Annotated in this window: 20 protein-coding genes and 1 tRNA gene; 10 read left to right on the plus strand and 11 right to left on the minus strand. The window is 68.2% G+C overall.

Features of this window, described 5'->3' with window-relative positions:
* Positions 1-85: 85 nt before the first annotated feature.
* Positions 86-616, plus strand: coding sequence for a DnaJ family domain-containing protein (locus LTT66_RS05160; protein WP_233064552.1), 531 nt, complete (start codon positions 86-88; stop codon positions 614-616).
* A 31-nt stretch (positions 617-647) separates the two neighbouring features.
* On the opposite strand, the gene LTT66_RS05165 is transcribed toward LTT66_RS05160, so the two are convergent.
* On the minus strand, positions 648-1,112 hold the full coding sequence (locus LTT66_RS05165) for a MarR family winged helix-turn-helix transcriptional regulator (protein WP_233064554.1): 465 nt from the start codon (positions 1,110-1,112) through the stop codon (positions 648-650).
* 58 nt (positions 1,113-1,170) lie between these two features.
* Here LTT66_RS05165 and LTT66_RS05170 point away from each other — a divergent pair, with 58 nt between their 5' ends.
* Both LTT66_RS05170 and LTT66_RS05175 read left to right on the plus strand, forming a co-directional pair.
* Positions 1,171-2,148, plus strand: coding sequence for a pirin family protein (locus LTT66_RS05170; protein ID WP_233064556.1), 978 nt, complete (start codon positions 1,171-1,173; stop codon positions 2,146-2,148).
* Between the two features lie 135 nt (positions 2,149-2,283).
* Positions 2,284-2,580: an excalibur calcium-binding domain-containing protein gene (locus tag LTT66_RS05175; RefSeq protein ID WP_043688643.1), complete on the plus strand. Its 297-nt coding sequence runs from the start codon at positions 2,284-2,286 to the stop codon at positions 2,578-2,580.
* 66 nt (positions 2,581-2,646) lie between these two features.
* On the opposite strand, the gene LTT66_RS05180 is transcribed toward LTT66_RS05175, so the two are convergent.
* The gene (locus LTT66_RS05180; protein ID WP_181719869.1) at positions 2,647-2,868 is read right to left on the minus strand and encodes a DUF3618 domain-containing protein; all 222 of its coding nucleotides are present in this window, start codon (positions 2,866-2,868) and stop codon (positions 2,647-2,649) included.
* A 167-nt stretch (positions 2,869-3,035) separates the two neighbouring features.
* Between LTT66_RS05180 and bcp the strand changes: the two genes are divergently transcribed.
* A complete protein-coding gene (gene bcp, locus LTT66_RS05185; protein ID WP_233064558.1) occupies positions 3,036-3,509 on the plus strand; it encodes a thioredoxin-dependent thiol peroxidase in 474 nt (157 codons plus the stop codon).
* 69 nt (positions 3,510-3,578) lie between these two features.
* On the opposite strand, the gene LTT66_RS05190 is transcribed toward bcp, so the two are convergent.
* Positions 3,579-4,802 carry a hypothetical protein gene (locus tag LTT66_RS05190; protein WP_233064561.1) on the minus strand — a complete coding sequence of 408 codons (1,224 nt, stop codon included), beginning with the start codon at positions 4,800-4,802 and terminating at the stop codon, positions 3,579-3,581.
* 297 nt (positions 4,803-5,099) lie between these two features.
* Between LTT66_RS05190 and LTT66_RS05195 the strand changes: the two genes are divergently transcribed.
* On the plus strand, positions 5,100-5,720 hold the full coding sequence (locus LTT66_RS05195) for a TetR/AcrR family transcriptional regulator (RefSeq protein WP_233069009.1): 621 nt from the start codon (positions 5,100-5,102) through the stop codon (positions 5,718-5,720).
* A 37-nt stretch (positions 5,721-5,757) separates the two neighbouring features.
* Here LTT66_RS05195 and acpS read toward each other — a convergent pair whose 3' ends face one another.
* Together acpS and LTT66_RS05205 are read right to left on the minus strand one after the other, a co-directional pair.
* Positions 5,758-6,195 carry a holo-ACP synthase AcpS gene (acpS, locus tag LTT66_RS05200; protein WP_043721202.1) on the minus strand — a complete coding sequence of 146 codons (438 nt, stop codon included), beginning with the start codon at positions 6,193-6,195 and terminating at the stop codon, positions 5,758-5,760.
* A 76-nt stretch (positions 6,196-6,271) separates the two neighbouring features.
* The gene (locus tag LTT66_RS05205; RefSeq protein ID WP_233064570.1) at positions 6,272-15,592 is read right to left on the minus strand and encodes a type I polyketide synthase; all 9,321 of its coding nucleotides are present in this window, start codon (positions 15,590-15,592) and stop codon (positions 6,272-6,274) included.
* Between the two features lie 386 nt (positions 15,593-15,978).
* Here LTT66_RS05205 and LTT66_RS05210 point away from each other — a divergent pair.
* From LTT66_RS05210 to LTT66_RS05225, 4 genes are all read left to right on the plus strand, one after another.
* Positions 15,979-16,060: transfer RNA gene (locus LTT66_RS05210), tRNA-Leu, on the plus strand.
* 243 nt (positions 16,061-16,303) lie between these two features.
* The gene (locus tag LTT66_RS05215; RefSeq protein WP_233064571.1) at positions 16,304-16,663 is read left to right on the plus strand and encodes a hypothetical protein; all 360 of its coding nucleotides are present in this window, start codon (positions 16,304-16,306) and stop codon (positions 16,661-16,663) included.
* Entirely contained in the window at positions 16,663-16,965 is a 303-nt protein-coding gene (locus tag LTT66_RS05220; RefSeq protein WP_233064573.1) for a hypothetical protein, read from the plus strand. The genes LTT66_RS05215 and LTT66_RS05220 overlap by 1 nt, the downstream gene beginning before the upstream one ends.
* A 218-nt stretch (positions 16,966-17,183) precedes the next feature.
* Positions 17,184-18,242, plus strand: coding sequence for an IS110 family RNA-guided transposase (locus LTT66_RS05225; RefSeq protein ID WP_233064575.1), 1,059 nt, complete (start codon positions 17,184-17,186; stop codon positions 18,240-18,242).
* A 38-nt stretch (positions 18,243-18,280) separates the two neighbouring features.
* Here LTT66_RS05225 and LTT66_RS05230 read toward each other — a convergent pair whose 3' ends face one another.
* Both LTT66_RS05230 and LTT66_RS05235 read right to left on the minus strand, forming a co-directional pair.
* A complete protein-coding gene (locus LTT66_RS05230) occupies positions 18,281-18,517 on the minus strand; it encodes an IS3 family transposase (protein ID WP_233064577.1) in 237 nt (78 codons plus the stop codon).
* A gap of 167 nt (positions 18,518-18,684) precedes the next feature.
* Positions 18,685-19,731 (minus strand): GGDEF domain-containing protein, encoded by a 1,047-nt coding sequence (locus LTT66_RS05235; RefSeq protein ID WP_233064579.1) that lies wholly within the window; start codon positions 19,729-19,731, stop codon positions 18,685-18,687.
* A gap of 127 nt (positions 19,732-19,858) precedes the next feature.
* Here LTT66_RS05235 and LTT66_RS37045 point away from each other — a divergent pair, with 127 nt between their 5' ends.
* Positions 19,859-19,990, plus strand: a complete 132-nt coding sequence (locus tag LTT66_RS37045; RefSeq protein ID WP_269821996.1) for a hypothetical protein — start codon at positions 19,859-19,861, stop codon at positions 19,988-19,990.
* A 512-nt stretch (positions 19,991-20,502) separates the two neighbouring features.
* Here LTT66_RS37045 and LTT66_RS05240 read toward each other — a convergent pair.
* Genes LTT66_RS05240 through LTT66_RS05255 form a run of 4 tightly spaced genes read right to left on the minus strand, consistent with a single transcriptional unit; the run spans position 20,503 to position 22,808 of the window.
* A complete protein-coding gene (locus tag LTT66_RS05240; RefSeq protein WP_233064582.1) occupies positions 20,503-20,856 on the minus strand; it encodes a hypothetical protein in 354 nt (117 codons plus the stop codon).
* The gene (locus LTT66_RS05245) at positions 20,853-22,169 is read right to left on the minus strand and encodes a hypothetical protein (protein ID WP_233064584.1); all 1,317 of its coding nucleotides are present in this window, start codon (positions 22,167-22,169) and stop codon (positions 20,853-20,855) included. The genes LTT66_RS05240 and LTT66_RS05245 overlap by 4 nt, the downstream gene beginning before the upstream one ends.
* Position 22,170: 1 nt before the next feature.
* The gene (locus LTT66_RS05250; RefSeq protein ID WP_233064587.1) at positions 22,171-22,473 is read right to left on the minus strand and encodes a WXG100 family type VII secretion target; all 303 of its coding nucleotides are present in this window, start codon (positions 22,471-22,473) and stop codon (positions 22,171-22,173) included.
* A complete protein-coding gene (locus tag LTT66_RS05255; protein ID WP_233064589.1) occupies positions 22,470-22,808 on the minus strand; it encodes a WXG100 family type VII secretion target in 339 nt (112 codons plus the stop codon). The genes LTT66_RS05250 and LTT66_RS05255 overlap by 4 nt, the downstream gene beginning before the upstream one ends.
* Between the last annotated feature and the right edge of the window lie 765 nt (positions 22,809-23,573).

Raw genomic sequence — 23,573 nt, forward strand, 5'->3', positions numbered from 1 at the left:
GAAATATGCTGCAGCACAACATTTCCCATGCCTACTACAGGCTTCCGTAGACTGGTCTCATGCACCCGCCGACACTGCCGTCGCGATGACCGAGCGCAAGCCGCCGAAGGAGACCTTCGAATCGTGGATCGATAAGCAGATCCGCGAGGCGGCCGAGCGCGGCGATTTCGAAAACCTGTCCGGCGCCGGTGAACCGATTCCCGGGGCCGGCTCGGCTTACGACGAGGACTGGTGGCTGCGCGGGTATCTGCGCCGCGAGGGAGTCAGCGGCGATGCCCTGTTACCGCCGTCGCTCGTACTGCGGCGCGATATCGAGCACCTCCCCGAGGCCGTGCGTGACTCGACCACCGAACGGCAGGTGCGCGCCACGGTGAGCGAACTCAACCAGCGCATCGTGGACTGGCTGCGGATGCCCGAAGGGCCGTACGTCCCGATCGCCCCCGTGAACGCGGACGAGATCGTCGCGCAATGGCGCGATGAGCGCGAGGCGGCACGGCCGCTGCGTGCCCACCCGCCCGGGGAAACCACCCCGCCTTCGCGGGCACCGTCCGACGAGCGCACAGCACGGCCGTCCCGCCGGTGGTGGCGCCGATGGTGGGGGCGCGCAACAGATTAGCGCCGTCCCCCGCGGGAACGAGCGCCGCCGATCAAGCGCCGAGTTCGGTCACCTGCTCCACTTCGGCGACCACCTTGTCCGCCAGCGCGCGCAGGACCCGCGCCTCGCCCGCCGTCATCGGCTCCACGAAGACGCGACGGACCAGATCGACGTGGTTCGGCGCGGCCCGCTCCAGGGCGACCCGCCCGTCCGGCGTGAGCTGGACGATGATGCCGCGGGCATCCTCCTCCGCGGGCCTGCGCTCGACCAGTCCACGGGCGTCCATCCTGGCCAGATGCTTGGACAACCGGCTCTTCTCCCAGCACACCTCGGCAGCCAGCTCCTTGGCGCGCAGACAACCGTTCGGGGCCGCGGACAACGCCACCATCAGCTCGTAGTCCGCCAGGGACAGGCCGTCCTCGGCCAGCCCAGCGGAAATCGCCCCATCCAAACGCTGGCGCAGCCGCACATAGGCCTGCCAGGTCGCCTGCTCGTCGTCATTCAGCCACCGGACCATGGGAATGAAGTGTAGTCACGGTTGGTTGACATGGACACCAACTCTCCAGGAGGTTCCGATGCCCGCCGTCACCGTTCCCGACATCATGGTCCTGCCGCGGCTGGCCCGCCCCGACGTCACGCTGCGCGCACGGCCGGTCCGGAGCGTGGTCACCGCCCACAAACAGCGCGAGGGCGCGGGATTCGAGGTGCGCAGGCCGTTCCCGAGCATGGACCTGCGCACGGCCGACCCCTTCATCCTGCTCGACCAGATGGGCCCGGTCGCCTATGAACCACACGAGGCGAAGGGCGCGCCCTGGCATCCGCACCGCGGCTTCGAGACCGTCACCTACATGCTCGACGGCACCATGGTGCACCACGACTCGCAGGGTGGAGGGGGCGTCATCGGCGAGGGCGACACCCAGTGGATGACCGCGGGCTCCGGCATCCTGCACGACGAGGTCCCCCCGGAGGCGATGGTCGCCTCGGGCGGCTGGTTCCACGGCATCCAGCTCTGGGTCAACCTGCCGCGCGCACTGAAGTTCGCGACACCGCGCTACCAGGATCTGCGCGCCCGCGAACTGACCCTGCTGAGTTCGCACGACGGCGGCGCGTTGATCCGGCTCATCGCCGGGGAGGTCGGCGGCTTCACCGGTCCCGGTTCGACCTACACCCCGATCGCCTACGCGCACGCGTCGATCACACCCGGTGGAATTCTCGAAACCCCGTGGCCGCAAGAGTTCACGGCGATGGCGTACGTGCTGTCCGGCAGCGGGACGGTCGGCGCGGAGCGCAGACCGCTCAGCGAAGGGCAGCTGGCGGTCTTCGGCAGCGGAGACGCGATCACCGTGACAGCCGATGCGCGCCAAGACAATCGGACCGAAGCGCTCGAGGTGTTGCTGCTCGGCGGACGACCGATCCGGGAACCCGTGGTGCAGTACGGGCCGTTCGTGATGAACACCCGCGCGGAGATCATCGAAGCGATGGCGGACTACCAGGCCGGACGCATGGGAAACATCCCGGCGGAGCACATCGGCGGCGGTGCGACGACCGCCTGAACGGCGTCGCGGGCGCAATCCCCTAATGCCCTAGTTCCGTCCCCCCGAGGTTGACAAGAGAGCGGCCCGTCACAACAGTGGATGCGGCGTCCGGTCGGACGCCCCATCCACCGCAGCAACCACATAGAGGAATACATGAACGTTCGCCGGCTCTCCGTCAGCGCGGCCGTCGCGGGACTGACCTTTCTCGCGGCTCCCGCCGCCCTAGCCGCCCCCCCGTCCGGTTCCGCCGGAACCGGCTCATCGGCAGTCGACACCGGCTCCGCCGCGACCGGCTCGGCCGGTCTGTCGCAGACCGGTTCGGCCGGTGGCGCCTTCGCCAACTGCGACGACGCTCGCAACGCCGGACGGGCGCCGCTGTTCCGCGGGGAACCGGGCTTCGGCCCGCACTTGGATCCCGACGGTGACGGCTTCGCCTGCCCGACGGTCTGAACCGAAGGTGGAAAAAACGACGACACCCGGTGGGCAGCGCCCACCGGGTGTCGTCGTTTTTCCAGCTCAGCGGAAGATCTTGAGCAGCACCAGCCCGACGAACAGGGCGGCGGCGCCGATCAGGCTGTACTTCACCTTCGGCTCGTTCAGCTTCGCGACCACGATGTGCTTGGTGTCGTCCGCGATGCGATGCGGGTCCGCGCGTACCGCGAGTTCGTCGAGCGTGCTCGCCAGCCGAGTGCGGGCGGCCTCGATCTCCTGCTCGATCCGCTCGGTATCCCTTGCCACGTTCCACCCTCCTGTTGTCGATTGCCGCACCTGGGGCACGAAGCACGCCGCATGCTCGGCCGTTCGTGGAGCACCCAGGGGCTCGCGGACGAGTCTATCCGCCCCCGCGCCGCGTTATCCGGCCGCGCGAGGATCTCCGGTCGCGACGTTCGGATACCGTGCTGGAGGTGACCACCACCCAACGACTCGCCCCCGGCGACACCGCCCCTGACTTCACGCTGCCCGACGCCGACGGCAAGAACGTCTCGCTGTCGGACTACCGCGGACGCAAGGTGATCGTGTACTTCTACCCCGCCGCGAGCACCCCCGGTTGCACCAAGCAAGCCTGCGACTTCCGCGACAACCTGGCCGACCTGGACGGCGCGGGCATCGACGTCGTCGGCATCTCGCCGGACAAGCCCGCCAAGCTGGCCAAGTTCCGGGACGCCGAGCAGTTGACCTTCCCGCTGCTGTCGGATCCCGACCGCGCCGTGCTCACCGCGTGGGGCGCGTACGGCGAGAAGACGATGTACGGCAAGACCGTCGTCGGCGTCATCCGTTCGACCTTCCTGGTGGACGAAGCGGGCAAGGTCGCCGTCGCGCAGTACAACGTCCGCGCCACCGGCCACGTCGCCAAGTTGCGCCGCGACCTGTCGGTGTAATCCGCGGGCAGCGAAAAGCCCGGCGCCGCAGTGGCGCCGGGCCGAGTTCGGGAGCCCCGCTCGGGTGGCTCAGCTCTGCCACACCTGCTGGGCGGCCCATTGCGCCATCAAGCGGAGGTGTTCGTCCCACCAATCCGCGGCTTCCGGGGTGAACGCGGCGGGCGGCGGGGCCTCGCCGGGGAAGAGCAGCGCGCCGTTGGGCGCGCCCACCTTGCTTTCGGCCGGGATCCCGGTGCCCGGCACAAGCGGCGCGGTCTCGCTCGTCTCCGCCTCGTTCGCGGCCTCGACCGGCACCAGCGGGAGCGGACGATTGCGCGCGGCGGCGCCCCAGCGTTGCTCCGGGAACTGCGCTCCGGTCGTGCCGGAGTCTTGTGGTCCGTCGAACGAACCGTGTGCCCCGGCGCCCCCGGCCTGGACCGGCTCTCCCGGATGGACCGCACCGGCGCTCTCGATGCGGCCGTCCGCCAGAACGACGGTCGGCCTGGGCGACGAGGAATCGTTGAGCAGGTAGCTCCCGCCGACGACCATTCCGCTGGCCAGCACACCGGCCGCGGCGAACACCGCGACTCCGCCGCGCGCCCGGTACGGCTCGCTCACCGGCTCGACGTAACCGTCCTGCTCGAGTCGCGCGCTCAACGCCGCACCCGCGGCGGACGCGAAAGCGCCCACCGTGCACGGGATCACCGGCGCCCCGAAGGCTTCCAACGCCTTCAGCACCGCAGGCCCGGCGCCCGCCGAGCCGATCAGCGCCACCGCGTGCGGCCGCGCGGCGGCCGCCTCCAGCTGATCCCATGCCGCCGCCACGCCCAGGCTGAGCGAGCGCGGCGTGGCCCGCCCCGCCTGCCCCACCGCGGCGAGCACCCGGCGGCGGCCGCGATCGACCAGGGTGAACGCCTGGTAGCCGGGCACCACCTCGCAGATCAGCAGGTTGTCGTAGGCGTCCAGCCACGTCATCATGCTCGCCGCGCTCAGATGGGCGGACTTCGCCGAGACCATCGAGGCGCTGTGCCACGGACCGGTCGCCAACCGGGTCACGATGGCGCGCCGCTCGGCGGCGTCCCGGTAGGCGACCGCCACGCCGCCGATCTCCCGGTCCGAGCCGAGGCCTGCGGCCAGGGCGTCCAGCGCGGTCTCGATCGCCGCGGCCACCTCCGCCTTACCGTCACCGTCCGTTCGTTCCACCCGACGCAGCAGCACGCGATCGGCCAGCTTCTTGCCGTCCGCGAGCGCCACCGCGTGCACGGCGCCGCGTTCGGTGGAAACGCCGAGAGTCACCACAGATTCAGCTACCACTGATCACGCCTTCCCTCTGCGCATTGACCGAGCTCATGGATTTGCCGAAAGCCATGAGCCCCATGGATTCCCCTGCTCGGAACACACGTCGCGATGCACGCGCGCTCGGTAAGTGTTCGGCACCACATCGGTTACGGATGGGTAGCGGAAATCCAGCCGCCTGGACTCGAACGGCGGACGCGCGTATCGCAGGCGTGCCCCTACCGTTAGCCTGGATGCGTGGAAGTACGCGCGGAGGCCAGGTCGAAGCACCGTCTGGACCCTGCGTTGGAGCTGCAGGACGACCCACAGGAGCTCATGCCGCGACGCCGGCCGACGCAGGAACGCAGCAAACGAAAGTTCGACGCCTTACTCCAGGCGTCCAGGGAACTGCTCGTCGAGGTCGGGTTCGAGTCGTTCACCTGTGAGGAGGTGGCGGCCAGGGCCGAGGTGCCGATCGGCACGCTGTATCAGTTCTTCGCCAACAAGTACGTCATCGTCTGTGAGCTGAATCGTCAAGACCTGGTTGCCGTTTCCCAGGAGCTGGCCGACTTCCACGGCGAGATCCCGTCGCTGGACTGGTTGCGGCACATGAACCAGTTCGTCGACCACCTGGCCAACCTCTGGATGACCGACCCGTCCCGGCGGGAAGTGTGGCTGGCCATGCAGTCCACCCCGTCCACCCGGGCCACCGGCGCGATCCACGAGAAGCAGTTCGCCGAGGTCGTGTCGCAGATGCTGCGGCCGCTCACCCCGCGCACCCCGCGGGTACGGCGCACCATGATGGCAGAAGTGCTGGTGCACGTGGTCTATTCGATGCTCAATTTCTCGGTGCAGGACGAGCAGAGCAGCGTCGAAGCCGTCGCCGAACTCAAGCGGCTGATGGTCGCCTACCTGCTCGTCGCGGAGAAGGAATCGCGCACCGGCAGCGAACGATAGCGGGTGGTCCCGGCGGGAACCGGGACCACCGCGCGGCTCAGCCCGCGCTGTCGCGGCCTTCGATGAGGTCGGCCAGCTCGCCCGGGTCCTCGAGCACCACCATCGCGGCGGCCGTGTCGCCGTCGTGTGTCAGCGACAGGTGAACCCGGACCCGGGGCAGGAACTCGGCGGCCAGGCCGTGCAGCTTGATGCTCGGCCTGCCCCACGCGTCGTTGACCACCTCGATCAGCGGATAGGGGTTGTCCCCGATCTGCGGGCGGCGGGCGAACCGCGACGATGCCCAGGCTTTGAGCACCGCCTCCTTCGCCGCCCACCGCGCCGCGTAGCTGCGCGCCGGATCGGTTCCCTTGCTCTGGCAGTAGCGCCGCTCACCCGCGGTGAAGCTTTCCCGGAGCATGGTGGTTCCGGCGCGTTCGAGCTGTTCGGCGAACTCGGAGATGGTCACCAAGTCCAAGCCGATACCGAGGATCGTCATAGGCGGGCAGCCTACGACCTACTCGGCGAGCCCGGGCGCGAACCCGGCGCGACGGGTTGCCCCGCCGCGCTACCGGTTACGCGCATCCCGGGCCGTTCGCCCGGTACGCGCCGTCCTGCGCCAGGCGCGCCTCTTGCGAGAGCAGCATCTCGGCCTCCAGCTGCCGGGCTCGGCCGGACGGTGTGCCTTCCCCGCCGAGCCTGCGGTCGGCCGGACGCTCGTACAGCGGCGCGCCGCCGCACATGGCCTCCACAAACCGCTGGCGGCCGCTCAGCTGACGCTCCTGCGCCCTGCGCTGGTACTCGTCGCGCCGCCCCGGCTCGATGGCCTGGATGAACGCCTGCGGGTGCACGATCGCCAGCAGACCGTTCACATGGCCGAAGCCGAGCGAGGTGACCAGACCGGCCTTCAGCGGAAGCCGATCGCCCAGGTGCAGCGCTTCACGCAGCCACACCAGGTGCGGGTACGGCCGCATCTTCTCGTCGACGCAGTCCAGGCTGCGGTTGGGCGGGATGACGCCCTGCTCCAGCACCTGGCACAAGCCGATGAGCTGGAAAGCCGCCGCGCCGCCCTTCGCGTGCCCGGTGAGGGTCTTCTGCGACACCACGAACAGCGGAGCGCCGTCCGAGCGTCCGATGGCCGTGGCGAGGCGCTCGTGCAGCTCGGACTCGTTCGGGTCGTTGGCGGCCGTGGAGGTGTCGTGCTTGGACACCACCGCGATCTCGTCCGGGGTCACGCCGAGCTTGCGCAATTCGACCGCCAGCCTGGATTCGGTCCCGCCGCGACCGGCACCCAGCGCGCCCAGGCCCGGAGCCGGGATGGAGGTGTGCACGCCGTCCGCGAAGGACTGGGCGTAGGCCACAACGCCCAGCACCGGCAGGCCCATCTCCAGCGCGACGCTGCCGCGCGCCAGGAGCACCGTTCCACCGCCCTGCGATTCGATGAACCCGCCGCGGCGGCGGTCGTTGGCGCGGGAGAAGTACCGGTCGCTGATGCCCTTGGCGCTCATGGCCGCGGAATCCGCGGTGGCCGACATGTCACCGAAGCCGACGATGCCTTCGATGCCGAGATCGTCGTAACCGCCTGCCACGACCAGGTCGGCCTTGCCGAGGCGGATCTTGTCGACGCCCTCCTCGACCGACACCGCGGCGGTGGCGCAGGCCGCCACCGGGTGCACCATCGCGCCGTAGCTGCCGACGTAGGACTGCACCACGTGCGCCAGCGCCACGTTCGGCAGCGCCTCCTGCAGGATGTCGTTCGGGCGCGACTCACCGAGCAGGTTGTCGATGTACAGCGAGCGCATCGAGGACATGCCGCCCATGCCGGTGCCCTGCGTGTTGGCGACCAGCGAGGGGTGCACCCAGCTCATCAGTTCCGCGGGACTGAAGCCGGAGCCGATGAACGCGTCCACCGTGCACACGATGTTCCACAGCGCGACCCGGTCCACCGAGGCGGCCATATCGGGCGAGATGCCCCAGATGGTGGGGTCCCAGCCGGTCGGGATCTGGCCACCGACGGTGCGCGACAGCTTCGCCCGGCGCGGCACGCGGATCTCGGTGCCCGCCTTGCGCGTCACGGTCCAGTCGCCGGAATCGGCGACCGGCGTGATGACCGTGTGCTCCGGATCGGCGGCGTGGAAGGCGCGGGCCTCGGCCTCGCCGCCCACCGTGAACGACAGATCCTGGTCGAGGAAGACCGAGGTCATCAGGGGCGCCGAGTTGTCGGTCATGGCGCCGTCGTCTTCGTAGCGGCGCACACCGCAGCGGGCGACCACCGCGTCGTGGTAGCGCTCGGCCAGCTCGTGCTCCGGTACGTAGTCGCCGGAGTCGGTGTCGTACCAGCCCGGCTTCGGGTCGTTCTCCCAGGCCACCATGCCGGTGGTCCAGGCCAGCTCCAGCACGCCCGCCGCCGACAGCTCGTCGGAGACCTCCATCTCGAAGCGGGTGCGCGCCGAGCCGTACGGCCCGAGCTCGCCCGCGCCGACGATGACCACCATGTCGGCCGGATCCGCGGTCACCTCGCCCCACTCGGGCACCGGAAGCGCGGAGGTCACCGTCGGCGGCGCGGGCAGCGCTGCGATCGTGCGCCCGGCGTCGGCGTCGGCGTCGGTCTGCGCCTCCGCCTGCTCCGCGGCCTGCTTGGCCAGCTCGGGCAGGTCCAGCTTGGCCCTGGCCAATCCGCCGGTCAGGTCGATCTGCTGCGGGCCGCTCGCGGTCACCTGACGCGCCCGCGACGTGCACCACTTGAGCAGCTCGGCGGCCATCTCGGCGGTGGACCAGGTCTGCACGCCCGCCTTCTCGACCGCCTCGACCATCGGGTCGTTGTGGCCCATCAGGCCGGTGCCGCGCACCCAGCCGATCAGCGCGTGCACCAGGGTGACCCGGGTCGACCACGACTTCTCGGCCCGCCACTTGGCGACCACCGCGTCCAGCGCCGCCTTCGACTCGCCGTAGGCGCCGTCGCCGCCGAACATGCCGCGGTTGGGCGAACCCGGAAGCACCACATGCAGTTTCGCGTCGACGTCGTGATCGGCGCCCAGCTTGGACAGTCCACCGATCAGCCGCTCGACCGACCAGAGCAGCACTCGCATTTCCATTTCGGCGCGAGCGCCCGCGTCGGCGAGGTCACCGGCCACCCGCGGCGCCGCGAACGGCAGCAGCAACGTCGGCGTCATCGCGTCCTTGATCTTGATCTTCGCACCGCCCGCGCTGTCCACCTGCTCGGTGCCGATCCAGTCGATCAACGCGTCGACGTCCTGGTAGGACGCCATGTTGGCGGGCACGACCCACAGGGCCGCGCCGTGGCGGGCGTTGTCCCGGTACAGCTTCCGGTAGAAGGCGAGGCGTTCGTCGTTCAGCGCCGAGGTGGTCACCACCACCGTGGCGCCGCCGCTGAGCAGGATGCCGGTCGCCGCCGCGGCGATGGATCCCTTGCTGGCGCCGGTGATCACCGCGATGTCGGAGGACCACAGGCCGGGCTCTTCGGCGCTCAGCGCCGCCTCGGCGATGCGCTCGTACAGCCCGGCGAGCACCGAACGGGCCTCGTGCATCGCCCGCTGCCGCCACCAGTTCGCCTGCGCGGCAACGGCTTCGCCGGCCCCGAGGAAACCGGTGACCGGTCCGTTCGCGCTGCCCGCGTCGTCGGCCAGCCACAGCCGGGCCAGATCCTCGCGCGCCGTGGCCCACCGGTCGTCCAGCAGCACCGCCTTGCGCGCGTCGAACGCGGGCGCGACCAGACGCGGCCAGTCCGAACCCAGTTCGGCCGACACCAGATCGACCAGGGAGTCCTCGGACGCCTCCGGCGCGGAGACCCGCTCGGACAGGCCGAGCTGTTCGAGCACGACGCGCGCGGCCGTGGCCAGCACGCCGTCGCGTCCGGTGATCTGCTCGGTGAACTCACCCAGCGCGGCGGCGTCGACGGTCGCACCGCCACCGCCGCCCGCCGAGGGCAGCGATACCGCGACACCGCGGCGGGCCGCGACGGCCTGCACGGCGGCGTCGATGGCCGCGTCCACCGAGGCGGCGTCGCCCAGCGCGCCGGAGACCAGCCCGCCCAGGTCACCGCCCCGCACGCTGGTGCCTTCCCTGGTGCCCAGCGACACCTCGGCCGTCACGTGGCTGGCCCAGCCGTCGCCGAGTTCCCAGACCTTCTTCACCCGATCGGTGATGGCGGCGGGGCGCTTGCCGGACGGGCCGAAGACTTTGCGCAGATGATCGCCGATGGCGTCGGTGAGCACGGTGCCGAAGGGACGGTAGGTGCGGGCCAGCCGCTCCACCGTCGCGGACAGCGCGCCCATGTCGGCGTCGGCCGCGCCGTCGATCGCGCCGAGCGACAGCTCGGAGCCGAGATCGACCAGCAGTTGGTTGCGCCGGGAGGACACACCGTCGCAGAGGCCCTCGATGGTGTCCACCGGACCGATCTGGTCCAGCCGCAGCTTGGTCCACAGCGCGATCAGCACGCGGGTGGCGTCGGCGGCGGTGAACGCGATGTCATCCGGACGCGGGCCGCCCGAGCTGGGGGCGGGCGCGGCGACCGGGGCGGCCGCTGCCGCTGCCGCAGGCGCGGTGGCGGGCGACTCCTCCATGGGCTCGTCGACCGGCGCGGGATCGGTGTCGGTCGCGTAGACGATCGCCGCCTCGCGCTCGATGTTGACCACCTCGACCGTAGCGCCGCGGAACGCGGGCAGCTTCAGCGTCTGGGAGGCCAGGTTGGCCACCGTCGGCGTCGCGCCGAGACCGATCTCGACGAACCGCTCGATGCCGAGGCCGCCGTGCATGGGGTCGGTGAACAGCAGGTCCTGCGTCTCGATCCAGCGCACCGGGCTGGCGAACTGCCAGGCGAGCAACTCGATCAGCACCACGCGGCACAGCTCGGTCGGGCGGGCCGCCCAGCTGTCGAAGTCGGCCAGCACCTCCGCGAGCGGTTCGGACGGCACCAGGTCCGCGATCTCCTGGACGAACGCCCGCTCGAGCGAGAACAGCCTCGGCACCAGGTTCGGGATGTAGCGGCCGACCAGCACCTCCGGGCGCAGGTCCACCGGCAGCAGCTGTTCGAGCTTCTGCCGGAACTCCGGCACGCCCTTGCGCAGCACCGTCGAGTGGAACGGCACGTCGATGCCGGGGACCAGGATGAACGCCCGCTTGCCGCCGAATTCGGCACGGCGACGGTCGATCTCCTGCTCCAGCGCGTCCAGCCCGGCCACCGTGCCCGCGATCGCGTACTGCGAACCGCGCAGGTTCAGGTTGACCACCTCGAGGAACTCCCCGACCCGGTCACCGATCTCCTTGACGAAGTCGACGACCTCGCCGTCGGGCAGTCCGATCTGCGAGGGCCGGATCGCGGCCATCCGATAGTCGCTGCGCCCCTGCGAGTCACGCGGCACCAGCTCGTGCATCGCGGAACCGCGCTGGAACACGACCTCGAGCACCGCCTCCAGCGGAAGCACTCCGGCGACGGCGGCGAGCGCGTTGTACTCGCCCACCGAGTGGCCCGCGAGCAGCGCGTCCTCGACGAACGCGCCGGCCTCGCGCAGTTCCGCCACCTGGGCGACACCGAGGGTCGCCATGGCGACCTGGGTGAACTGGGTCAGGTGCAGCACGCCGTCGGGGTGCCGGTGCTCGACGCCCCGCGCCTTCAGGTAGGTCGGGTTGTCGCGCACCACGGCCAGGATGGAGAAGCCGAGCGCGGCACGGGTGTGCTTGTCCGCGCGCTCCCAGATCTCCTTGGCCGCCTTCGACCGGGAGCGGGCGTCCAGCCCCATCCCCTTGCGCTGGATGCCCTGTCCGGGGAAGGCGTACACCGTCTTCGGCGCCGCGGTGCGACCGGTCGCGGTCATCACCAGTTCGCCTTCGGTGCGGCAGGAGACCTCGACGATCTCGCTGCCCGCGTCCACCGCGACGCGCTCGACGCGCACATCGATCGCCGCGCCGGGGCGGACCATGCCGAGGAAGCGGGTGGTCCACGCGGTCACCCTCCGCGCGGGCACCGAGCCTGCCGGATCGACCGCCGACACGACGTGCTGCGCGGCGGCCGACAACCACATGCCGTGCACGATCGGGCTGCCGAGCCCGGCGAGCTTCGCGGCGGAATCGCTGGTGTGGATGGGGTTGTGGTCACCGGAGACGGCGGCGAAGGCGTGCATGCTGCGCGGAGCCACGATCGTGACATCGCGACGACGCCTGCGCGGAGTGTCGGTGGCCGCGTCGGACACCGTGCCCCCGGCGCGTGGCGGATCGGTGAGTTCGCCGGTGCCGGTGCGCCCGCGGATCGCGAACCGCTCGGTGAGCGTGGCCAGCACCGGCATCGACATCCCGGTCTCGGGCTTGTCCAGCATGGCGGTGATCCGCACGTGCACCTCGACGACACGGCCGAGGTCGGTGTCGAGGGTCTCCCCGGCCTCCGCGCGCACCGCGAGCACGCTGGTCTCGGCGGGCAGGTCGGCGGCGAGGTGCACCTGATGGTCGAGGTGGACCAGGTCGAGCATGCCCTCGATGACGCTCTCGCCCTTGGCGGTGCGGGTCGCGCCGAGCACCGCAAACACGGCGGGCCAGCAGGCGCCGACCAGTACGTCGGGCACGGTCCGGCCGAGCGTGCTCAGCGAGGCGGGCAGGCCGGAACCGGTGACGCCGGCGTGATCGGCGATCAGGTCCGGCGTCCAGGCCAGGTTCACGTGCGCGACCTTGCCCTTGACCTCCGGAAGATCCTGGCCCGCGGCAACGGCGAGCAGCGCGGCCATGGCCTCGTGCGCGTCGGCCTCGGTGACGACCGGGGCGCCGCCGTTGTGGACCGAGGCCGGCACGGTGATCCGGATGCGCACCGCGTTGCCCGCCAGCAGCGGAACGGTCAACTCCAGGTAGGCGTGCTCCGGCTCGGGGCCGGTGGTCTCGACCAGCGTCGCGCCGCTGGGCGGATGCACCGCGCCCGTGCCGTCGACGACCCATTCGGACAGATCGCCGAGCCGGTGCACCGGGCTGATCGTGGTGCGGCCTGCCCACTGGACGTCCGGCGCGGCGAGGACGGCGTCGATCGGGCCGCTGGTGACGCCCGCCGTGCGGCGCGCGTCCACCGCTGCGGGCACCGCGCCCGCGCGCACCAGCGAGTACGCCGTGTCCTGTTCGAAGCGGTCGAGCAGCTCGCCGACCGGCTCGTCGACCCGCGTGATACCGGCGACCGAGACGGTGCCGGGAATGACGCACACCTGATCGGCCGAGTAGCGCGGATCGTGCGCCTGCCACAGCGAGTCCGAGCGCCACCAGCGGCGCACGTCGGCGTCCACGACCGGCACGAAGTTCACCGGCTTGCCCGGGGTCTTGCACAGCGCCACGAAGAACGGCACATCCGCCGGATGCAGCAGGGTCTGCTCCGCCGCGGGGTAGGCGTCCTTCAGGGTGCACAGCGCGGCGACCGGGTCATCGAAGTCCTCGTCGCTCGCGAACAGCGTGGGGATCTCGCCGCGGTCGGCCGGATGCAGCCGGGATTCGGTGCGGCGCATCATCTCCGCGAACCGGTCGCGCCAGGTGATGTCCAGCCACACCGAGCTGGTGGCCTCGGCGATCGCGTCGCCCAGGTCGCTGCCGCAGTCGAAGTCCTTGCGCCGGTCCAGGCCGACCGCGAGCTCGACGTAGCGCTCCAGCCAGTCCTGGTAGGTCATGGTGACCAGGTCGCCGAAGTACGGCTTCGCGGTGGCGTTCAGCGCCGCGATGATCTCCTCGCGGCGCGCCGCGACCGCGTCGGCGTCGCCCGCGACCTCGTCCAGCAGACGGCCGGTGCGCGAGGCGGCGTTGTCGATCTCGTGGATGTCGGCGCCCAATTGGCTACGGCCCGAGGCCATCCCGCCGGACGCGGTGCCCGCGCCGACCCAGTCGGGGGTGCCGGGAGTGTCCACCAGCAGTTGCTTGACCTCCGGCGCGGTGGTGGCTTCCAGCGTGGCCATGGCCGCCGTGCCGACCAGTACACCGTCCAGGGGCATCACGGGGTAGCCGTGCTGGACCGCCCACTGTCCGGTGAGGTACTCCGTCGCCCTTTCGGGGGTTCCGATGCCACCGCCGACGCACACCACCACGTTGGCGCGGCTGCGCAGCTCGGCGTAGGTGGCCAGCAGCAGATCGTCCAGGTCCTCCCAGGAGTGGTGCCCACCGGCCTTGCCGCCCTCGATGTGCATGATCACCGGGTAGTCCGGCACCTCGTCGGCGATCCGCAGCACGGCCCGGATCTGGGCGACCGTGCCCGGCTTGAACGCGACGTGCGAGATGCCGACCTCGGTGAGTTCCTGGATCAGCGCGACGGCTTCCTCCAGCTCCGGAATGCCCGCGGTCACGATGACGCCGTCGAACGGGGCGCCCGCCGAGCGCGCCCGCTGCACCAGCCGCTTACCGCCGAGCTGCAACTTCCACAGGTAGGGGTCGAGGAACAACGAGTTGAACTGCACCGAGCGCCCCGGGTGCAGCAGCTTCTTCAGCTCGGCCACCCGGTCGGCGAAGATCTGCTCGGTCACCTGGCCACCGCCGGCCAGCTCGGCCCAGTGGCCCGCGTTGGCCGCGGCCGCGACGATCTTCGCGTCGACCGTCGTGGGCGTCATGCCCGCGAGCAGGATCGGCGAACGCCCGGTCAGCTTGGTGAAGGCGGTCTCGACCACGATGCGCCCGTTGGGCAACCGCACCGGCTGCGGCGCGAACGCCGACCACGGGGTCGCGGGCTCCGGCGCGGCGCCTGGGGTGAGCAGGCTGCGCTGGCCCGCACGGGTGGCGGCCGCGACCATGCCCAGACCGGTGCCCTTCAATGTGCCCGCGGTGACGCGAGACAGCAGATCACCCGGGCCGAGGTCCAGAATCCATTGCGCGCCTGCGGATATCACACCCTCGACGACGTCCACCCAGTCGATCGGGTCGACCAGGATCTCCCGGGCCAGCCGGCCCGCCAGCTCGGCGTCCAAGCCGCACTGGGTGGCCCAGCTGCTCACCAGGTCGACGGTGTCGGCCAGCGCGGGGTGATGGAACGCGACGTCGACCGCCACGTCCTCGAAGACCGGAGCGAACACCGAGCCACCACGCGTTTTGGCGTCGCGCTCACGCGCCTGCTCGTCGTGGATCTCGGCACACCGCTGGTGCACCCGCTCCAGCTGCGCGGGCGGTCCGGACAGCACCGCGCGGCGCCGCCCGTTGCGGATCGAGATCACCACGGAGGCGGCCGGATCGACTCCCGCGCACACCTCGGCCACCACGGCACGCAGCTGCTCGGGGTCGACGTTCGACACCGCGGCCATCGGCGAGCGATCACCCACCGGCATCAGCCCGCGCCGCCGTGCCACCAAACCCGCTGCCGCGCCGATCATCTGGGCCACCGCGAGCAACTCCGCGTCACGAGCGCCACCGGCTTCGACCGCGGCGGCCGCCAGCAGACCCTGCGAGTGTCCGACGATCGCGACCGGCGCGTGCTCGGCCGGATCAAGACCCTGCAAACGCAGCGCCCGCACGGCCGCCACCTGGGTCAGCAGCACACCGGGCATGGACACCGCGGCCGAGCGCAGTACATGCTCGGAAGGGGCCGCGGATGCCTCGCCCTCGTCGGTGTCGGCCAGCTCGTTCTCGAGCATCCAGCCGATCGGGTCGAAGCCGACCGGACGGACCACCAGCAACTGTGCCGCAACCGGCTCGAGCAACGCGGCCGCCTCGTTGACCAGCGCGGTCAGCTCCGGCTCCAGCGCGCTGTCGCGCCCGATCTCCTCCAGCTCACTCAGCCACTGCGCACCCTGCCCGCCGAAGGCGAGCGCGTACGGCGCGCCGGCGAGCAGACGATCCAACAGCGGCGACCGCGCCCCGCCCGACGCGGCCTTCCCGGCGGCGGCTACCACCTTCGTGCTCTGTCCGGACTCGGTCTTGGTGCTCTCGTTGATCGTCAAGACGCTTCGACTTCCTTCTCCATGCGACATGCCTCGGCGACACGCCGGTCCCTACCGGTTCACGAGTGATCGCGGGTGATCGGCCTGATACCGGCGAGGATGGCACAAAATCATGAGGAAATCCTCACGTTTACCCCAGGGCGACGCCATTACTTAGGAGTATTCGAGTACGTACGTACCAGAACAGTGATGAACATGACTCCGCCTCATGTTTGAACGCGCTGGTCCATCGGGTTACCAACGCGTACGAAACATGAGCGCCCCTCACGTTGCGGTTGTCCAAATCGTTATAATCCCAGGTAAGGTTACTGACGAGTACGCCACACCCTCCCAATGCTTCGCGATGGGCGAAACGCCCGGTAGAGTTTGGACGGTCGTACCATCAAGCGCGAGTGGCGAAATTGGCAGACGCGCCAGATTTAGGTTCTGGTGTCCACGGACGTAGGGGTTCAAGTCCCCTCTCGCGCACAGATTCGCAACAGATCTGCGGTTCTCACGTGCCGTGTGTGCGAGTGCACTTGAACACACGGAGGATGACCAGTGAATCGTTGCTCTGACCTGCGCCGATCTGTGGCGTATCTGCCGGATTCCGCCGTCGCGGCGACCTCGAAAAGGTTTGCTGGCGGGGGTGATTGCCGGTGATCGCGCCCGTCGTCCCACCGCAGTCGCCGTTGCAGGAACTCATCCACGGCCCGCTCTCTGCGCCCCCGGTTGTGCGCGTCGCGGACCGGAACATCGTCTACGGCATGTGCACCGTTCGGCGAGGCAGGCCGTGTCCTGGACAAGCACGCCTTCACCGCACTGGGCTGGCGCCCGGATACGCGTCTGGAACTGGCCTGTCTCGACTCGGGCGTGCTGTCGGCCCGGCCGACCGTGGACGGACCGGTCGCTATGACCGCAGGCGGGTTCTTCCGCATCCCGTACCGGCTCCGGCGGCGGGTGAGCCTGTTCATCGGCGACCGAGCACTGCTGATCGGGCACCGCGTAAGTCAGCGATTGCTGATCCACCCGCCCGCCGCGCTCGACGAGTTGTGCGCGCCCAGCCTGAACCAGGCCCAGGCGGTGCAGTGATGACGACCCTCACCCACCCTGCACCGAACGCGGAGACAGTCGCCGCCGCGCGACTGTTGTTGACCCGGATGGGAATCTCTCCTGCCGATCTCGTCACCACCGGCGAGGCGGTGCCGACTTTCGGCGAGGTCATTCCGAAGGTGCGGGCGCGGCTCTCACCGGGCACGCTGCGCACCTACAACACTCATCTGCAACGCCTGCTCGACACCTGGAGCGATCGCCGCCTCGACGAACCGACCAAGACCGACCTCGACGTGAGGTTCCGACTTATATCTCCGGTAGCGGTTTCGTGGTCGGGGTAGCTGCCCGTAGCGTGCCGCGGCGGGTCGGGTGGTTTGACTCCTGAGGTTCCTGTCGCCGAATGATTCTCGGCTGACTCTGCGGGGGTATGTCGCGCCACCCGGCCTGCGTTCGCGGCGTGACCGAAGAGAGGCATGACCACAAGTACGGGCAAAGGTACTGGAAGTCGGATTGTCCGCCGCGGATCCCCACCCGGACAGCAGAGAGGGACCCGTTACCCATGGTCGTCATCGGTGTCGATCCGCACAAGAGCACTCACACCGCCACCGCGGTGGACCCGAGCACAAACATCGATCTCGGTTCGGTCCGGATAGAGGCCACCTTGGCCGAATACCGGCGACTGATCGCGTGGGCCAGGCGGTGGCCGCAACGGCGGTGGGCGGTGGAGAACGCCGACGGGCTCGGACGCCATCTGGCCCGATGGCTGATCGCACGTGGTGAAACGGTGCTGGATATGCCAACCACCGCGACGGCGCGGGTGCGGGAGCTGTCCCGCGGCGGCCGACGCAAGAACGACCGGATCGATGCTGCCGCAGCGGCCTGCGTCGCCGCACTCCAAGGTGAAGGCCGCCCGGTCGTGCCCGACGAGCACTCCGATGCGCTGCGGATGCTGGACGAGAGACGAAACAACCTCTCCACCAGCAGGACCCGCACAGTCAACCAGCTGCATGCACTGCTGAGGGAACTACTGGCCGGCGGAGCCCCGACCGGCCTGAGCGCGAACACCGCCGCCGCTGCGCTGCGGGGGTTGCGGGCACAAACGCTGTCCGATCGGGTTCGCGTTAGTCTGTGCAAGGATCTCATCGCTGACATTCGACGCCTCGACCGGCAGCTGACCACCAACCAGTCCGACATCGATCAGGTGCTCGACGAGCACGGCACTCGGTTACGGACAATCGACGGTATCGGTCCGGTGCTGGCGGCTCGGCTCATCGGCCGCACCGGCCTGGCGACCCGGTTCGCGACCGCAGCCGCGTATGCCACCTACAACGGAACCGCGCCCGTTGAGATCGCCAGCGCCGACCATCGGCGCCACCGGCTCAGCCGCTACGGCGACCGGCAGCTCAACGCTGCGCTCCACACCATCGCCATGGTCCAGGTCCGAATGCCGGGCAGCGCTGGACGCGCCTACTACGACCGCAAGGTCGCCGCTGGATCGTCCCACCGTGCCGCCATGCGCTGCCTGAAACGACACCTGTCCAACACCATCTGGCGAATCATGATCGCCGACGACGCTCACAGACGTCGACATCCTGCCGACTGTTCCTCTGCAGCTTGACAAAATAGAGAGGCACCCCCGCATTGCTGGAGGGCGGATTACCAGCTTTCGGCTGGAACAGGGTGATGGTAGCTGGCTTCGAACTCGTCGGGTGATCTCCAGCCGAGCTTCTTCTGAATGCGTTGGGTGTTGTACCAGCCGTCGATGTAGGAGAACAGGGCGTTCTCGGCCTCGTCGCGGGTCCGCCACGACCGGCGGTAGACCAGTTCGGTCGTCAGCGTGGAGAAGAAGTTCTCCGTCAGCGCGTTATCGTAGGAATCCCCGACCGATCCCATCGGTCACGCCGCGAACGCAGGCCGGGTGGCGCGACATACCCCCGCAGAGTCAGCCGAGAATCATTCGGCGACAGGAACCTCAGGAGTCAAACCACCCGACCCGCCGCGGCACGCTACGGGCAGCTACCCCGACCACGAAACCGCTACCGGAGATATAAGTCGGAACCTCAATCCGACAAGTACTTGGCTATCTGGCCGAGGCGGCGCTCCCATCGCTGTCTCTCAGTCCCGGATAGGCGCGGCAAGGCCCGGGGAGCGAAAGTCACGTCCGTACCGAGCCGCTTGGCCTCCTTGACGCCCAAGATCGCCCGCAGAATCACTGTGGGCACGTCGTCGTACCATCTCCCGTCCGAGCGAGCCGACCTGATCGCCGCTGAGACCGCGACACTGACGAACAGGCCCGGAGAAATCGTTGACCAATCGTGCCTTCGGATCAGCTGTGCCACCTTTACCGCATGCGACTCTGCCTCCAGACCCGCGAATCCTGTCTGGGCCACGACGAATTGATCGCCTCGCAGTCGGCACACCGATCCGCCTCTGTCCTCGTAGTAGCGGCGGATCAGGTCACCGCACTCGTCCAGGACGAGGTCTCCTACCTGGTCTCCGTACACGGCATTGATCGCCAGTAGGCCGTCGACATCCACATAGGTCACTGCCTGCACGCGATATTCCGGTGTCTGCAGTATCGCCTGCACGTACAAGGCACATTCGACCTCGTCGAGTAGAGGAACCCGACTGGGACCTCCCACCATGCGCCGCAGCAGTCCGCCGCTGGGTCGATCTGGGCCATTGTGCGGCAGCGCCTCGGGCCTTCCTTGGGTGGCTTTTCGCTGCTGACGGCGTTCCTGTCGAGCGCGCAGCCGCAACTGCTCCCACCGCCGCAGATCGGTGGGTTGCCGACCGGAGTTCTTCAGTGCCTGGTCCTGCAGATATTTGATCAAGACCTTGAACTTCCGGCTGTCGGAGGGCACTGACCGTCCAGTGAACCAATCGCTAAGCGTCTGGGGTGTGAACAAGACCGGCGGAAACTGTTGCCGGCCATAGCGGATGATGCGCCCGTTGTCGCTGAGCTCCGCCTTGGCCTTGAGTTCCTTCAATGCAGCCGTGAAGGCCGCCTGCGCTCTGAGTTCCTTTGACCCCCTCGCCTCGTTCTGCTGTCTAACCATCCGATGCGGATCCGCGCCGGATACCTGTTCTGGCCCCAAGATTGACACCGTGAACAGCGTAATCGGCCTATTTTCCGATCTTGGGGGGCGTCCGGAATGTCGCTGGAACCATGCACTGGATGGCTCAGTAGTGGCCAGGTCACCACACCGGTGCCGATTCGTTGAAGGAGGAAACATGTCCCACCGCAAAGCCATCCACACCCTGCGAGCGCTGGCCAGGCTCGCCGGCTATGCCCTGCTCCGCAGCACGGCCGCCGCGCTCGGCCTACTGATCGTGCAGATCAGCCACCGGTGGCTGGATATGTGACCGGTCCACGCTATGACGATCATCCTGGTGGAGCTGTCATGCACTTCTACCAGGATGACCTCATGCGAGCATCCACCGCGGAGTCGTCCCTCATCCAAGCACTAGACCGCGGCCACCGAGCGGGTTACCGAGGCGTAGCGAGGATGCGGTCGATGCGGTCACGTTCTCGGAAGGCGGCGTCCATCGGCCCGACACGCGCAGTTCCGAAGCCCACTCGCTCGACGACTGGATGCCAGTGAACACCTGTGCGGAGCTGGTTGGCAGAATCGTGGCTACCGCTCCTGGCGTGCGGGTGCTGGCGACCAGCCGGGGAATGCTCGGGGGCAGAGCGCAGGCCATGCCGGGTCGCACCGCTACGCTACCTGTGGCACAGACACAGCAGATACTGTGAGCGCAGCGTGCAGGACTCCACCACAGCGCGATCTTGACCTGGTGTCCGGCCTCGGTGGAGTCAAATTGGAAGTCACCTGGTTCGGCGCGTCCGCGGTCACCGTGGACGGCCGGCAAATGGCTCAGCCTGCGCCTGCACCAGGTGGGGCGAACATTGCGATGTCGTCCAAAGCGTCGTCAGCCCGGCCAGCGGTCTTTGGATCATCCAGAAGGCGCTGGAGGGCGGGCACGACACGGTCGCGGTCGATGCTGCGATGGATACGAGCGATGTGCCCCAAGGCGGTGGACGCGCTGTTACGTACGTCGTCGTCTGGACTGTCGGTGAGGGCCAAGGCCCGCTCGGTCACCCATGCTGCATCTGGATCATGGAGCGCCAATCGGAGAATGGTTTCGGCCACCACCTGGCCCTCACCTGATTCGAGCAACGCGATGGCTTCATTGCGCTCGATCGGATCCAGCCGTTGATAGGTACTCATAGCGGCTTGCCCTTCCTGTTCACCACACCGGCTTTCACCAGAGCATTCTGCATCTCTTGGGTGAGTTCCTCCCACTTCCTCTGATGACCGTGATAGATGCCGGAGTCGTTGTGGGTCTCATCGAAGACATCGAACTCACCGGTCTCGGGGTCGTAGCCCACTCTACGGCTGGAGGTTTCCTTGATCTGGACCGACCTTTCAAGGGTTTCCTGAGGATGCGTGGGCTCAGGTGCAGCGTTCCCCCGCTGCTGCGGGCCATGCTTCGGCGACGGCTCGAACTTGAGCGGCGGTGTCGCCTCGTCGTCGACATAGACCTTCAAGGCGATGATGGCGCCGAGTTTGGTCAGAGTGTCGCCAATCGAGGGAATCTTGTCGAAGCTGGTCACTACGGCGGCAGCGCCGGTGCCTGCTGCCGCGGCGGCGAGAACCTGCCAGATCTTGATACCGTCGTAGACGGATTTGATGGTTCTGACCGTGTTTCCGACCACCACGACGACTCCCCCGGCGGCCGCGACATCACTGAGGCATGCGGTGAACAACGACGCCGCGATACCCGTAATGACGATGGCTCCGGCCGCCCACAAGGCATTGGTGACGGCTTTTTGGATGCCGTTACGGAGATCTTCGGTTCCGGTGTGGTACTCCCCGACCGGCGCGGCGATGTTCATCGATGCAGCGGCAAGATGGTCCGCGCCCGCACCGAGGGTGCTCAGATGCCCGAGCAGTGGATCCAAGTTCTTCTTGTCGGTGATGTTGTCGAACAGACCTGTGATGGTCTTGATGCGTTCCGGGGCTTTGGTTACGGCATCGTGCTGTGCGAAGGCTTTCCATCTGCTCGAGGCAGTTGCGAGTTTGTCTTTGTCCCCGTTGGGGAGTTTTCCGAACTCCTCTTTGACCTTCTCGAGCAGTTCGTCGTAGAACTCCTTGCTTCCACCGTCCTGGCCGATTCCATCACCGTTGGCGCCGACAGATGTCGGAAACGACACCTTGTACTCGGATAGCGCGTTGACGCGCGGTCGGGTCGGGGTGCCGCCGTTAGCTTTGCCGTAGTTGTAGCCAGTGGCGTAGAGCACGTAACCGAAGTTGGTCAGAGCGTCCGCGAGGTTGGTGCAGGTTTGCAGGGTTTCCTGCGCGTGGCGGTCATAGGTCCTGCCCCACTGCTCGCAGCCAGGGGCGTCGCCAGCCATGCCCTCGCATTCGCCTTTGAGGGCATCGTGTAGGGGTGTGTCTGCAATTCGGAGGTCGGCGGCGAGTTCATGGCATTTGCTGGCAGCGTCGTAGTAGATCTGCCAGTCAGTGGACAGATCCCCCACCTCATCCCCCTGTCAGCATCTTGTAGTTGAGGTCGATGGCATGGGAGTAGCGTTCATGCGCCTCGCGGGCCGCATCGGTGATATCGCGGATGCCGTCAACGAAATCGCGTGCGCCCGCAGCCCATTCGCGATGGGCTTGGGCATACGCCTGCGCCGCAGCACTCTCCCAGCCGGTTCCCGTAAGCCCCGCGACTTTGTCATCGATCCCGTCGAGCCGTTCGCTGATGAACCCCGACAGCCCGGACAACCGGGCCACGATCTCATCGAGATGAGCCAAGTTGACCGAAAACTGAGAGCTGCTCATGGCAGATCCAAACTCGACGTCTGCAGCGTCGACGCAATGCGTTCGTCGTGCGATTGATACGTATCGGCAGTTACGCCGAGCTTCCCAGCCATCCCCGACAGCGCAGCAATGATTTGAATGCCGCCGTCACGAATGTCCGACCAGCCATCGCCGAACTCCGCCGCCAAATCTCCGGTCCAACCACCGTTGACCAGCGCATCTACATCCTTCGCCGCCGAATCCAGTGCCGCCTGCAGCGCCTCGGCCAGCTCATAGACATACGTGCCGACTTCACGAACCTTGTCCGGCACGACCGAGAGATCTTGGCCGGAGAGTGGTATCCCCCCATCGCCCATGCAGATGGATGCTACCGCCCCTGGTGACGAGTGTCGATCCTGGAACACAGGAACCATTCCCCAACTGCGCTAACACATCACACAGTGAACGCTTGTCGTTGATCCGGGATACGCAAACTGTGGAGTGCCAGCCGCCTGCCGTCACTTCGAACGTATTGTCCCGCCATACCTTCTCGGGGCGATCGCCAAACGCCGCGCCCACCCGCGCCACAGTGTTGGACCCGTCCGCTGCGCATCCGGCACGGCTCTAGGCATTCGGCATCAGCAATCAGCTAGCCGATTCGAAACTTGTTCCAGTACTCCGCATCCGATACAGGCAAGACCACATCGTGCTTGACTGCTACCGACCAGCGACCTAGATTGGGGACCACTCTCATACACGTTCGCACCACTACTGTTGCGCCTCCGTACTCGAGTCCCCTCTCGCGCACCGATTCCCGTCAGAGGTGACACTTTTTCGTGCCGCGTGTTGGAGTGCACTCTCACACACGGAGACCACCCGCGGAAACGCGCTCCGACCTGGACCGATTGCTGGCACATCTGCCACATCGCGACAGTTGTGACCTCCCTGAAAAGTTTGCTGGCACCACTACCAGGAGGGGTGGTCGGCCGTGATCGCGCCGGTCATCCCGCTGCGGTCGCCGTTGCAGGAACTTGTTGACGGACCGCTGGTCACGAACCGCGCGGTCCGTCCCGCCGATGACGATCTCGCCTATGGACTCTGCTCTGCGGGGAGGGAGGCCGGATCCTCGACAAGATCACGTT

It is taken from the genome of Nocardia gipuzkoensis, assembly GCF_021183645.1.
In the GTDB taxonomy this organism is placed as follows: domain Bacteria; phylum Actinomycetota; class Actinomycetes; order Mycobacteriales; family Mycobacteriaceae; genus Nocardia; species Nocardia abscessus.